Below are 11,325 nucleotides of genomic sequence, written 5' to 3' on the forward strand. Positions count from 1 at the left end.
GGGGTATAGCGCAGTCCGGTAGCGCGCCTGCTTTGGGAGCAGGATGTCAGGAGTTCGAATCCCCTTACCCCGACCATATTAAAAATCCTCGTATCGAAAGATACGGGGATTTTTTTTGCCTGCGAAAAAGCAGATCGTTTCAAGTCATCGTACAACTTGCCGATAACGAGCTAACGGGGCACGGACAGGGCCTCCACTCCAGCCAATAAAAACAAAGGCGCTCGTTATGTTTCTTCGTCAGCTGAATATTGCCCCTCGCGCCGCGCTGGGTTTTGCCTTGATCGCGGTACTGGTGGCGTTGCTCGGGGTATTTGCACTGGGGCAGATGTCGAGCATTCGCGACAGCGAGGTGGCGGTGGAGACCCAATGGTTGCCGAGCATTCGCGGCGGTGACGAGATCCGCGAGCTCATGCTGCGCATCCGTACCATTTCCCTGCGCATGGCCCTGGATCAGGATCCGACGAACATCGCCACTTACCGCAGTCAGATGGACACGCGCGACAAGGAGTTGAGCGAGAAAATCGCCGCTTACGACAAATTGGTCACTACCCCTGAGGGCCAGGAGTTGTATGACCAGTTCAAAAAAACCTTCGCCGCCTACCGCAACGGCATCGCCCAATCCTTCACCCTCGCTGAGCAAGGGAAGCGTGACGAGCTGACCAAACTGCTGCTGGTCGACATGAAGACCGTTGTCGACGGTTCGGGCAAACAGCTCAACGATCTGGCGGAACTGTTCACCCGGCAAGTGGCTGCCGAGAGCCAGAAATCCCAAGAGCACTATGCCAGCTCCCGGATGATCGTCAGCCTGTTCATTGCCCTCGCGGCGTTGGCCACGGTCGGCCTTGCGATGCTGTTGACCCGCAGCATCGTCAAACCCTTGGCAGAGGCGTTGAACGCTGCGGAAAACGTGGCACGAGGCGATCTGACCCGTCCTATCGAAACCCATGGCAACGACGAAGTGAGCCGCTTGCTCAAGGCGCTGGCGACCATGCAACACAACCTGCGTGAAACCTTGCAGGGCATCAGCGGTTCGGCGGCGCAATTGGCGACGGCAGCCGATGAATTGAACGTGGTCACGCTCGACAGCACCCAGAATCTGCAACAGCAGAACAACGAGATAGAACAAGCGGCGACGGCCGTCACCGAAATGACCACGGCGGTGGAGGAGGTCGCACGCAATGCGGTTTCTACCTCCGATGCCACGCGCCAATCCAGTGAGTCGGCACACGTTGGTCAGCAGCGAGTGAGCGAAACCGTGAGAGCCATCAGCGCCCTTGCCAGCGACGTACAGACGACTGGCGGCTTGGTGCAATCGTTGGCCAACCAGTCCCAGGACATCGGCAAGGTGCTGGATGTGATTCGTGCCATTGCCGAACAGACCAACCTGTTGGCTCTTAACGCCGCCATCGAAGCGGCGCGAGCAGGCGAAAGCGGTCGAGGTTTCGCGGTGGTTGCCGACGAAGTGCGCGCCCTGGCGTACCGCACGCAACAATCGACTCAGGAAATCGAACAAATGGTTCAGGGCATGCGTACTGGCTCAACCCAGGCGCTGGACTCCATGCAAGCCAGCTCCTCGCGGGCAGCCAGCACCCTGGCGTTGGCTGAGCATGCGGGTGAGGCGCTGCAGACCATCACCGCCTCGGTTCACCAGATCCACGAACGCAACCTGGTGATCGCCAGCGCCGCCGAAGAGCAGGCGCAAGTAGCGCGTGAAGTTGACCGCAACCTGGTGAACATTCGCGATTTGTCGGTACGCTCCGCTGCTGGCGCCGATCAGACCAGCGCCTCCAGCCATGAGCTGTCGCAGTTGGCCAACGCGTTGCGGACCATGGTGCAGCGGTTTCAGGTGTAAATCCGCCGGACGAAAAAAAGCCCCGCTTCTCGATGGAGAAGCAGGGCTTGGTCTTCATTGGCTTAGCTGTTGTCTTTCAAGTGCTCGAACAAGCCCTTCGGCATTTGTTTGCCGTTGGCTTCGTAGTTGGCTTTCACGTTATCGAAAGCCTCTTGTTCCGAGATTTGACCATCGTGGTTAGTGTCGATCTTGTCGAAGTCGCCCTTGGGCGCCACTTTCAGGAACTCCGCACGGGACACCTGACCATCGCCATCGGTGTCTGTCTTGGCCATCGAGGCATCGCCGCACTTGCCTTCGCCACATTTGCCTTCTGGGGTTTTTACCGAAGTTTCGGCCGAGGCGACCATGTAGCCCTGGGTCAGTGGCTGCGCGGCGAATACGGAACCGGACAACATCAGGCCGCCGGCCAGGACAGCGCCGAGCAGGCCAACGGTGTTTTTGCTGAGAGTAGTGGTACGGGACATTACAAATCTCCTGGGTTGCACGACACAACCGTTCGATAAAGGACGCCACGCAAGTGCGGCGATGACCGAAGCAGGCGGTGCCTTGCTCGGGTGTGGCCATTTAGCGGGCGCGGTGTATCGCTACTGTGTCGCGCAAGGAGGGAGTTTGTAAGCGAAGGGGTGAAATCGTGGGGGAGATACAGTGAGACACAGAAGTGTTCACGGGGGTAGACCGAGGCGCCTGCATCGCGGGCAAGCCACGCTCCCACAGTTAATCTTTGTTGGCCGCATATTTGCTTACGACGCAGATCCTGTGGGAGCGTGGCTTGCCCGCGATGAGGCCCTGACAGACGCCGAAAATTTAGTGCAACTTGAGCCGCGGCTCGGTCCCACGCCCAATCTTGCTACCCAGCATCAACATCGCCGTACGGAACGCGCCATACAGCGCCATCTGGTGCATGCGGTACAGCGACACGTAAAACATCCGTGCCAGCCAGCCCTCGAGCATCACGCTACCGGTCAGGTTGCCCATCAAGTTACCCACAGCCGAAAACCGCGACAGCGAGATCAGCGAGCCGTAGTCGGTGTATTTGTATTCCGGCAGGGCCTTGCCTTCGATCCGTAGTTTCAGCGATTTGGCCAGCAACGAAGCCTGTTGGTGGGCCGCCTGGGCACGCGGCGGCACATTGCGGTCGCTGCCCGGTTGCGGGCAGGCCGCGCAGTCACCGAAGGCGAAGATGTTCTCGTCGCGGGTGGTTTGCAGGGTCGGCAACACTTGCAGCTGGTTGATGCGGTTGGTTTCCAGGCCATCGATGTCCTTGAGGAAACCCGGCGCACGAATCCCGGCGGCCCAGACTTTGAGGCTGGCGTTGATTACCTGGCCGTCGGCGGTAATCAGGCTGTCGGCGGTCACTTCGCTGACCGCGGCATTGGTCATGACGTTGACCCCGAGTTTCTCCAGGGTTTTATGCACAGGCCCGCCGATCCGTTCCGGCAGCGCCGGGAGAACCCGTGGCCCGGCTTCGATCAGGGTGATGTGCATGTTTTCCGGCTTGATCCGGTCCAGGCCATAAGCGGCCAGTTCATGGGCGGCGTTGTGCAGTTCCGCTGCCAGTTCGACCCCGGTGGCACCGGCGCCGACGATGGCCACGCTGATCTGTTGCACGGTGTCGGTCTGTCCGGCGTGCGCGCGCAGGTAGTGATTGAGCAGTTGCTGATGGAAGCGCTCGGCCTGTTTGCGGGTGTCGAGGAACAGGCAGTGTTGCGCCGCGCCTTGAGTGCCGAAGTCGTTGGTGGTGCTGCCGACCGCGATCACCAGCGAGTCGTAAGGCACTTCGCGCGCCGGCACCAGTTCCAGACCAGCTTCGTCATAAGTGGCGGCCAGCTGGATTCTCTTCTGTGCGCGATCGAGCCCGCTCATGCGCCCCAGCTGGAACTCGAAATGGTTCCATTTTGCCTGGGCAACATAGTTGAGTTCGTCTTCGGAAGAGTTGAGCGATCCAGCGGCCACTTCGTGCAACAGCGGTTTCCAGATGTGGGTCAGGTTCGCGTCGACCAGCATCACACTGGCCGTGCCGCGCTTGCCCAGAGTCTTACCCAGACGGGTAGCCAACTCCAGACCGCCGGCGCCGCCGCCAACGATGACAATACGATGAGTCATGGGGATATCTCGCAAGGCTAAAAGAAATCGGTGCAATTACCCGAGCGAGCGCCAGGCAGCTCATAGCGTCAGGTAACTGATCAAGCGGCTCAACAGGCCCAGGCCAATGGTCACTGCCAACACCACCACCAGGAGCATCCACGGCCGGAAAGGCCGGCGCTCGACTCGGTGCTGGGACAGGTGCAGGTACTCTTCGACATGCTTCTGGTCGTCGGGGTTCAGGCGGCTGGTCATAAAGGCCTCGTCGGGTAGACGTTGCTGAATGTGCAGACGTTACAGCAGATTGTCTGCAAGCGTTGAACGGTGCATGTGGTTCGGGTGAACGATTGCGCTTTGTAACATTCGGCCAGTGATTGCGCCATCCTGTGCAGGGTTGCCGGTATCTGTGGCGGGACTCACAAGCTGATCCCGACATCGAAGACGATGCTGCGTCCCAGGTTGCTGCGCAGGAAATCCGGGGCATCCGGGTGGGCGAAGAGCACGCGGGCGAAGGTCGGGCCGACCAGCGACAGCGAACGCCAGCCTTGACGCAGGTATTCGGTGGGGGGCGGGAAGTGGCTGTTGAGGTCCAGCACTTCGCGCTTGAGGCTGGCGAAGGCGATGATGTCCAGATCCCCCAGGTCCATGCCGCGCTCTTTGTAGTTGTGAGCTTTTTTGCGCAAGGTTGGCGCCAGTCTCAGCAGAAATTCATTAGCCGGGATCCGCCGGGGCTTGGCCTCGCGGCGCACCAGCTGGCTCAGGGAGAACGCGCTGCGCCGACGTTGCAGCTCATCACGCCATTCATCATTGAGGCGCCGGCCCTCGTCGAGCACGAAGAACACCTCGAAATTCGCGTCGCGAAACAGCACGTCCGGCGGCTCTCCGGCGGGGGCAAACTCGTCGGCGCGATAGGGAATGTTCAGACCTTGCAGCAGGCGCTGGCAAACCCAACGCTCACGCTCCCATTTGCGGGCATTGGAAAGGAACGTGTTGGCTTGCTCGGCCGCGATGGTCAGCAGGCGTAAATAATCTGAGTCATCCATAGGCCCAAGCTTAGCGTTCAAATGTGATCTGAATAATAAAGTCTGTCGCAAAAGAAAAAAGGCTGTCGCGATTTCTTCAGATAGAACCTTACCTGCTTTTTCTGACGTACCTATAGGTGTTCGCGCTGTTGTAGCCTTTCCATGCTGTGTTTGATGACATCCATCACCGCAGCGGTCATGACTGAGGTAGAGACACCAAACATCAGGATGCCGTTGGCTGCTTCCAGTGGGCCAAGCAGACGCCAGCGTGGGGACATGATGATATCGCCATAGCCCAGCGTGGCGAAGTTGACTGCCGAGTGATAGAGCGCAGTGGCGAATTCGTCGAATTCGTCGAGCAACATGAACAGGGTGGCCCAGATGGCGATCTGCACGAAATTGCCGAGCAACATCAGCACCATGACCATCGACAGCAACAGGATATTCAGCCATTGCGATTCGCGATTTGGATGGGTATGCCTGAAATGCACGTAATGGCGCAAACAGATAGTTATGAAAACGGCTTGCATCAGCAGGCAGAACAGCATCACGGGGAGACCGGCGAGTAGATTCAACAGCATGGCGATATCCTCGGCAGACGTGTCAGGTCGGTCCCTGATGGTCTGTTCCGGCTTCTTGCGCTTGATCGTCCACCCATTGCCAGAACAGCCGATAACCGACCGCCAGTATCACGGGGCCGATAAACAGGCCGAGGATACCGCTCGTGACCATGCCGCCCAAGGCACCGATCAGCACCACCGGCATTGGCACATCGACACCTCGACCTAGCAGCAACGGTTTGAGGACGTTATCGACCAGGCCCGCAACGAAGACATAGATGGCAAACACAATGGTCGCCGTACTGGCACCTTCGTTCGCGAAGACGTAGACGATGACCGGAAGGGTAATCAGGGTGGCCGGTAATTGCATGATGCCAATAAGCAGCACCGCCAAGGCGAGAAGACCTGCGCCGGGGATGCCCATGGACACAAAGCCGATGCCGATCAACAGCATCTGGATGAAGGCGATGCCGACCACGCCCAACGCCACTGCCCGGATGGTCGCGGTGCACAGCTCGGTGATTTTCGGTCCCTTGACCGGGCCGCAGAAGCGCGAAGCGATTTGCACTGCGCTGCGGTGGCCACTTTCACCATAGGCTAAAAAAATACCGGCAATCATCAGGGCGAAGATGAATAACAGGAGCCCCATGCCGGCCCCCGCCAGCTTGCTCAGCAGGGAGAGGCTGACACCTTTGATTTGCGGTATGAACTTCTGTAGCAGGTCGGGCAGGTTGGTGACAGCTTGTGTCCATAAGCCATGAAGGGGTTTGCCCACGAGTGGCCAGCCGGCCACCGCATCGGACGGCGGGGGGATATGGAAACTGTCACTTTTGACCATGCTTATCGCCCGTTCCACGGAGTCTGCAATCGAGGTTCCCAACAAATAGGCAGGCACCATAAGGATGCAGATGGCGATCAGCACAATCAGCGTCGCGCTGAGCCCATCCTTGTCTCCCAGCATGCCTTTGAACCTGACCTGTGATGGGTAGAGGGTGATTGCCAGGATTATCGACCACAGCATCAGATCGAGGAATGGACTGAATATCTGGAAGCAGAAAACCACCAGAACGGCAATCAACCCGGCACGAATCAGTACATCGAGCAGACCTCGAGAGAAAGCCTTCTCGGAAATGGGCGTGGGAACCATTGATTTTTCCTCCTGTAGATAGGAGCAAAGGCATGAGCGGTGTAAGTCCAGCATAGACGTGCTCCTCGCCACAGGTTTCTCTGATTCAAGCCCCTCTTTCCCCACCCAACGCCCGGTTCCGGGCAGTGCACAAAACGGATAGCGATCTGCGCAAAGCGGATATTGCCCCGTGCCTGGCGACTTTACCCTCGGCTGTACGGACGTTAGCCGCGTTACCGACTCTTAAAAAAACAACAACAAGAGATAGATGCCATGCGCAAGATTGACGTACACGAGGTTATCGACAAAGCACGATTCAACCGCTTTCACTGGATGGTGCTGTTCTGGTGCGCCCTGATCATCATTTTCGACGGTTACGACTTGGTGATCTACGGCGTGGTGTTGCCGATGCTGATGAAAGAGTGGGGGCTCAGTCCTCTGCAAGCCGGCGCACTGGGAAGTTATGCACTGTTTGGAATGATGTTCGGCGCGCTGTTTTTCGGCCCGCTGTCGGACAAGATCGGCCGCAAAAAAGCCATCACCCTGTGCGTGATGCTGTTCAGCGGTTTTACCGTGCTCAACGGTTTTGCCAGTAACCCCACCGAGTTTGGCCTCTGTCGGTTCATTGCCGGGCTGGGCATTGGCGGGGTGATGCCCAACGTCGTGGCGCTGATGAACGAATACGCGCCGAAGAAAATCCGCAGCACGCTGGTGGCGATCATGTTCAGCGGCTACTCGGTGGGCGGCATGCTTTCGGCGGGGCTTGGCATCGTGTTGATCCCGAGTTTTGGCTGGCAGTCGGTGTTTTACGTGGCGGTGCTGCCGTTGCTGTTGTTGCCGTTGATCATGTACTTCCTGCCTGAATCGGTGGGCTTCATGCTGCGTCAGGGGCGCAATGAAGAGGCGCGCAACATTCTCCAGCGAGTCGATCCGGCGTATATCGCGCAAACCGGCGATCAGTTGCACATGAGCGAAGTGAAGGGCAGCGGCACCCCGGTGTTGCAGTTGTTTCGTGAGGGGCGGGCGCTGCGCACGCTGATGCTGTGGCTGGCTTTTTTCTGCTGCTTGCTGATGGTCTACGCCTTGAGTTCCTGGCTGCCGAAACTGATGGCAAACGCCGGTTACAGCCTGGGCTCGAGCCTGTCGTTTCTGCTGGTGCTCAACTTCGGCGCCATTTTTGGCGCGGTCGGCGGCGGTGTGCTGGGTGACAAACTCAACCTGCCGCGCGTGTTGGCGGTGTTCTTCGCCGGTGCAGCCGTATCGATCACCTTGCTTGGCTTCAACAGTCCGATGCCGGTGTTGTACCTGCTGATCGCCATCGCTGGCGCCACCACCATCGGCTCGCAGATTCTGCTGTACGCCTGCGCCGCGCAGTTCTACTCCATGGCCATTCGCTCCACCGGTTTGGGCTGGGCGTCGGGCATCGGCCGCAACGGCGCTATCGTCGGCCCGCTGCTGGGTGGTGCCTTGCTGGGGATCAGCCTGCCGCTGCAACTGAACTTCATGGCGTTTGCCTTGCCCGGTGCGGTGGCCGCCATTGCCATGACCGTGTTCGCGATCAGCAGTCAGCGCAGTGTCAAACAAGCGCTGTCGGGCCTGCGCCATGGTTCGCCTGGCGGGTCTGTCGGCGACGTTTCATGAAAGCGTTATTTCGGGATTTTTCCTTGTCGGCTGCCGTCGCCGGATTTATCGCGACGGTGATTTCCTACGCGGGCCCCTTGGTGATCATCTTTCAAGCCGCCGAAACCGCGCACCTCTCGCGAGAAGTGCTGTCGTCGTGGGTCTGGGCGATTTCCATCGGCAGCGCGGTGCTCGGCATCGGTTTGAGCCTGCGTTACCGAGTGCCGGTGATTATCGCGTGGTCGGCGCCGGGCTCGGCGTTGCTGGTGGCGCTGTTGCCGGGAATCTCCATGCCCGAAGCGGTGGGCGCTTACCTGGTCAGCAGCCTGATTATCTTTCTGGTCGGGGTGTCGGGGGCATTTGACCGGATCATCGGCAAACTGCCCGCAGCGATTGCGGCGGCTATGCTGGCGGGGATTCTGTTCAGTTTCGGCACCGGGTTGTTCGTCTCGTTGCAAGGCAAGCCGCTGCTGGTGCTGGCGATGTTTGCCACGTATCTGATCTGCAAACGGGTGATGCCGCGATATGCGGTGTTGATGGTGCTGCTGGTGGGCTGTTCCATCGCGTTTCTCGCCGGTGATTTGCACCGCGAAGCGCTGGTGATCGGTTTGGCCACGCCAGTGTGGATCACGCCTGCGTTCAGTTTGAGCGCGACGCTGAATATCGCCTTGCCGCTGGTGATGGTGGCGCTGACCGGCCAGTTTGTCCCCGGCATGGCGGTGCTGCGCGCCAGCGGTTACGCAACGCCCGCCGGCCCGATCATCGCCAGCAGTGCGTTGGGCACTGCGCTGTTGGCGCCGTTCGGTTGTCACGGGCTGAATCTGGCGGCGATTACTGCCGCCATCTGTACCGGTCGCGAGGCCCATGAAAACCCAGGCAAACGCTATGTGGCCGGGGTGGTGGGCGGTCTCTGTTATTTGGTGCTGGGGATCTTTGGCGCCACGCTGGTTTCGTTGTTTTCGGCGTTTCCCAAGGAGTTGATCGCGGCCCTGGCCGGGCTGGCGCTGTTCGCCGCGATCGCCGGGGCACTGGCTGGCGCAATGGCGGTGCCGAGTGATCGTGAAGCCGCGTTGGTGACCTTTCTCACCACCGCCTCGGGCATGTCGCTGTTTGGGTTGTCTGCCGCTTTCTGGGGACTGATTTTCGGCATGGTCACCCACTTGTTTTTAAGCGCCCGTCGTCCCGTCCCTAGCGGCGAAATCGCCGCAATCGAATCACTTCAACCTGTCGATCAATAAAAATAAGAGAAAAAACGATGAAACAGATTTTTCCAACAACCGGTTCAGTGTTGTCCATCGCTGTCGTCTCGAGTTTCTCCATCGGTGCGGTGGCTGCCGAGGGCGGCTTCATCGAAGACAGCACCGCCACCTTGCAAGCGCGCAATTACTACTTCAGCCGGGACTTCTCCGACATCGTCGGGGCCAATAAACAGTCGAAGGCCGAAGAGTGGGCACAGGGCTTCATTCTCAACGTCAAATCCGGTTATACCCAGGGGCCTGTCGGTTTTGGTGTGGATGTCATTGGCCTGCTCGGCCTCAAACTCGACAGCAGCCCGGACCGGGTCAATACCGGTTTGTTGCCGGTGCACGATGATGGACGCGCGGCGAATGAATACAGTCGTCTGGAAGGCGCGCTGAAGGTGCGTTACTCCAAGACCGAATTGAAGGTGGGGGAACTGCAACCCAACCTGCCGGTGCTGGCCTTCAGCGATATCCGTCTGCTGCCGCCCAGTTATCAGGGCGCAAGCATCAGCTCCAATGAGATCGATGGCCTGACCTTACAGGGCGGTCATTTGAGTTCGACCAGCCTGCGCAACGAGGCTGGCGATGAAAAGATGCAAGCCATGCTCGGTCATGTACCCCAGCGTCAGGTCAGCAGCGATGGTTTCAACTTTGCCGGTGCCGATTACGCCTTCAATGACAAACGTAGCTCGGTCAGTGCCTGGTTCGGGCAATTGGAAGACATCTACAACCAGCGCTTTCTCGGCTTCAAGCACAGCGAGCCGGCGGGAGACTGGACCTTGGGCGCCAACCTTGGCTATTACGATTCGCGTGAGGACGGCAAAAAATTACTGGGCAACATCGACAACCAGGCGTTCTTCTCTTTGCTGTCGGCCAAGCGCGGCGGTCACACGTTTTATGTCGGCTATCAGGGTATGTTCGGCGACAGCGCCTTCCCGCGAGTGTTTGCCAACATCTCACCGCTGGGCAACGAGGTGCCAACCTACGAGTTTGCCTACACCGATGAGCGTTCCTGGCAGGCGCGTTACGACTACGACTTCGCCGCCCTCGGCGTGCCGGGGCTGACCAGCACCGTGCGTTACATCACCGGCAATAACGTCGACACCGGCAAGGGGTTTGAAGGCAAGGATCGCGAGCGCGATCTGGACATCGGCTATGTGTTGCAAAGCGGCAGCCTCAAAGGCCTCGGGATCCGCGTGCGCAACGCCATGGCGCGTTCCAACTACCGCAGTGATATCGACGAAAACCGCCTGATTCTCAGCTACACATGGAAGTTGTTATGACTGGGGCGATCACAGATCGGTGGTGCAGTTGCCCATGACTTCGTACGTCACGCGATGGGGCTGGCCCTGATGGTCGATATATTCCATGGTTGCTGGCACGACTCCGCAGGCGGTTGCGGTGTTTGTCACTGAAACGACCTTGGCGATGTCCAGCGGCTGTGCCGGGTTGTACGGGGTGGCAGCGGCTGGCTCGTTGGCGGCCAGGGCCGAGGTGGCTGCGAGGGTCAGGAACAGGCTGGTCAGGATTTTCATTTTTCTGTGCTCTGTGTGGGTTCCAGTGTCTGAATTTTAGTCTTTGCCTGCGGGGGATAAAGGGGGCTGGATCTGATTCAGTCTTGCAGGGAATGTAACAATCGCTGGGTCTTTGATCGTGTGCATATCCGTTTCTGCGGTAGTGCCGGCTGGCGGTTTCGCTCTTACAGCGAGTCACTTTGAAAAGCCCAAAGTAACCAAAGGCTCTTACCCCTTTCGTTCGGCCCTTCGCCTAGGCTCAGGGTGCCCTCGCTCCGGTCCTGCTCCGTGGGCCCGCCGCCATCGGC

Annotated in this window: 11 protein-coding genes and 1 pseudogene; 5 read left to right on the plus strand and 7 right to left on the minus strand. The window is 59.0% G+C overall.

The features are described 5' to 3' along the window. Window positions 1-226: 226 nt before the first annotated feature. Both ACCC96_RS29955 and ACCC96_RS29960 read left to right on the plus strand, forming a co-directional pair. Window positions 227-997, plus strand: a pseudogene (locus ACCC96_RS29955) (MCP four helix bundle domain-containing protein); the annotation flags it as partial. After that, window positions 989-1,852, plus strand: a complete 864-nt coding sequence (locus ACCC96_RS29960) for a methyl-accepting chemotaxis protein (protein ID WP_413697714.1) — start codon at window positions 989-991, stop codon at window positions 1,850-1,852. The pseudogene ACCC96_RS29955 and the gene ACCC96_RS29960, both read left to right, overlap by 9 nt. 62 nt (window positions 1,853-1,914) lie before the next feature. Here the strand turns inward: ACCC96_RS29960 and ACCC96_RS29965 are convergent, their stop codons facing one another. The 6 genes from ACCC96_RS29965 to ACCC96_RS29990 all read right to left on the minus strand — a co-directional run bounded on the left by ACCC96_RS29965 (window position 1,915) and on the right by ACCC96_RS29990 (window position 6,663). After that, window positions 1,915-2,316, minus strand: coding sequence for an EF-hand domain-containing protein (locus ACCC96_RS29965; protein ID WP_019650978.1), 402 nt, complete (start codon window positions 2,314-2,316; stop codon window positions 1,915-1,917). A 340-nt stretch (window positions 2,317-2,656) separates the two neighbouring features. Next, window positions 2,657-3,955 carry an NAD(P)/FAD-dependent oxidoreductase gene (locus ACCC96_RS29970; protein ID WP_019650979.1) on the minus strand — a complete coding sequence of 433 codons (1,299 nt, stop codon included), beginning with the start codon at window positions 3,953-3,955 and terminating at the stop codon, window positions 2,657-2,659. A gap of 60 nt (window positions 3,956-4,015) precedes the next feature. Beyond that, window positions 4,016-4,189, minus strand: coding sequence for a DUF3094 domain-containing protein (locus tag ACCC96_RS29975; RefSeq protein ID WP_032830895.1), 174 nt, complete (start codon window positions 4,187-4,189; stop codon window positions 4,016-4,018). A 161-nt stretch (window positions 4,190-4,350) separates the two neighbouring features. Then, window positions 4,351-4,977 carry a DUF1780 domain-containing protein gene (locus ACCC96_RS29980; RefSeq protein WP_007938395.1) on the minus strand — a complete coding sequence of 209 codons (627 nt, stop codon included), beginning with the start codon at window positions 4,975-4,977 and terminating at the stop codon, window positions 4,351-4,353. A 110-nt stretch (window positions 4,978-5,087) separates the two neighbouring features. Continuing rightward, window positions 5,088-5,537, minus strand: a complete 450-nt coding sequence (locus ACCC96_RS29985; protein WP_018930176.1) for a potassium channel family protein — start codon at window positions 5,535-5,537, stop codon at window positions 5,088-5,090. Window positions 5,538-5,559: 22 nt separating this feature from the next. Beyond that, window positions 5,560-6,663 carry an AI-2E family transporter gene (locus ACCC96_RS29990; protein ID WP_413697715.1) on the minus strand — a complete coding sequence of 368 codons (1,104 nt, stop codon included), beginning with the start codon at window positions 6,661-6,663 and terminating at the stop codon, window positions 5,560-5,562. Window positions 6,664-6,915: 252 nt separating this feature from the next. On the opposite strand from ACCC96_RS29990, the gene ACCC96_RS29995 reads away from it, so the two are divergent. The 3 genes from ACCC96_RS29995 to ACCC96_RS30005 are packed head-to-tail and all read left to right on the plus strand — an operon-like array spanning window position 6,916 to window position 10,786. Next, window positions 6,916-8,283, plus strand: coding sequence for an aromatic acid/H+ symport family MFS transporter (locus ACCC96_RS29995; RefSeq protein WP_413697711.1), 1,368 nt, complete (start codon window positions 6,916-6,918; stop codon window positions 8,281-8,283). Beyond that, window positions 8,280-9,500, plus strand: coding sequence for a benzoate/H(+) symporter BenE family transporter (locus tag ACCC96_RS30000; protein ID WP_413697712.1), 1,221 nt, complete (start codon window positions 8,280-8,282; stop codon window positions 9,498-9,500). Before ACCC96_RS29995 ends, ACCC96_RS30000 begins: the two co-directional genes overlap by 4 nt. A gap of 17 nt (window positions 9,501-9,517) precedes the next feature. Next, window positions 9,518-10,786: an OprD family porin gene (locus ACCC96_RS30005; RefSeq protein WP_019650984.1), complete on the plus strand. Its 1,269-nt coding sequence runs from the start codon at window positions 9,518-9,520 to the stop codon at window positions 10,784-10,786. 9 nt (window positions 10,787-10,795) lie between these two features. On the opposite strand, the gene ACCC96_RS30010 is transcribed toward ACCC96_RS30005, so the two are convergent. Then, on the minus strand, window positions 10,796-11,038 hold the full coding sequence (locus ACCC96_RS30010; RefSeq protein WP_413697713.1) for a DUF2790 domain-containing protein: 243 nt from the start codon (window positions 11,036-11,038) through the stop codon (window positions 10,796-10,798). Window positions 11,039-11,325 lie beyond the last annotated feature (287 nt).

The sequence above is a fragment of the Pseudomonas sp. Pseusp11 genome (assembly GCF_047304405.1).
Classification (GTDB): Bacteria; Pseudomonadota; Gammaproteobacteria; order Pseudomonadales; family Pseudomonadaceae; genus Aquipseudomonas.

What these genes read in the sequence shown, in the direction of transcription:
- ACCC96_RS29990 (WP_413697715.1), bottom strand. Translation starts at nt 6,663, where the DNA reads ATGGTTCCCACGCCCATTTCCGAGAAGGCTTTCTCTCGAGGTCTGCTC.
- ACCC96_RS29960 (WP_413697714.1), top strand. Translation starts at nt 989, where the DNA reads ATGCAACACAACCTGCGTGAAACCTTGCAGGGCATCAGCGGTTCGGCG.
- ACCC96_RS29980 (WP_007938395.1), bottom strand. Translation starts at nt 4,977, where the DNA reads ATGGATGACTCAGATTATTTACGCCTGCTGACCATCGCGGCCGAGCAA.
- ACCC96_RS30000 (WP_413697712.1), top strand. Translation starts at nt 8,280, where the DNA reads ATGAAAGCGTTATTTCGGGATTTTTCCTTGTCGGCTGCCGTCGCCGGA.
- ACCC96_RS29975 (WP_032830895.1), bottom strand. Translation starts at nt 4,189, where the DNA reads ATGACCAGCCGCCTGAACCCCGACGACCAGAAGCATGTCGAAGAGTAC.
- ACCC96_RS29970 (WP_019650979.1), bottom strand. Translation starts at nt 3,955, where the DNA reads ATGACTCATCGTATTGTCATCGTTGGCGGCGGCGCCGGCGGTCTGGAG.
- ACCC96_RS30005 (WP_019650984.1), top strand. Translation starts at nt 9,518, where the DNA reads ATGAAACAGATTTTTCCAACAACCGGTTCAGTGTTGTCCATCGCTGTC.
- ACCC96_RS29995 (WP_413697711.1), top strand. Translation starts at nt 6,916, where the DNA reads ATGCGCAAGATTGACGTACACGAGGTTATCGACAAAGCACGATTCAAC.
- ACCC96_RS30010 (WP_413697713.1), bottom strand. Translation starts at nt 11,038, where the DNA reads ATGAAAATCCTGACCAGCCTGTTCCTGACCCTCGCAGCCACCTCGGCC.
- ACCC96_RS29965 (WP_019650978.1), bottom strand. Translation starts at nt 2,316, where the DNA reads ATGTCCCGTACCACTACTCTCAGCAAAAACACCGTTGGCCTGCTCGGC.
- ACCC96_RS29985 (WP_018930176.1), bottom strand. Translation starts at nt 5,537, where the DNA reads ATGCTGTTGAATCTACTCGCCGGTCTCCCCGTGATGCTGTTCTGCCTG.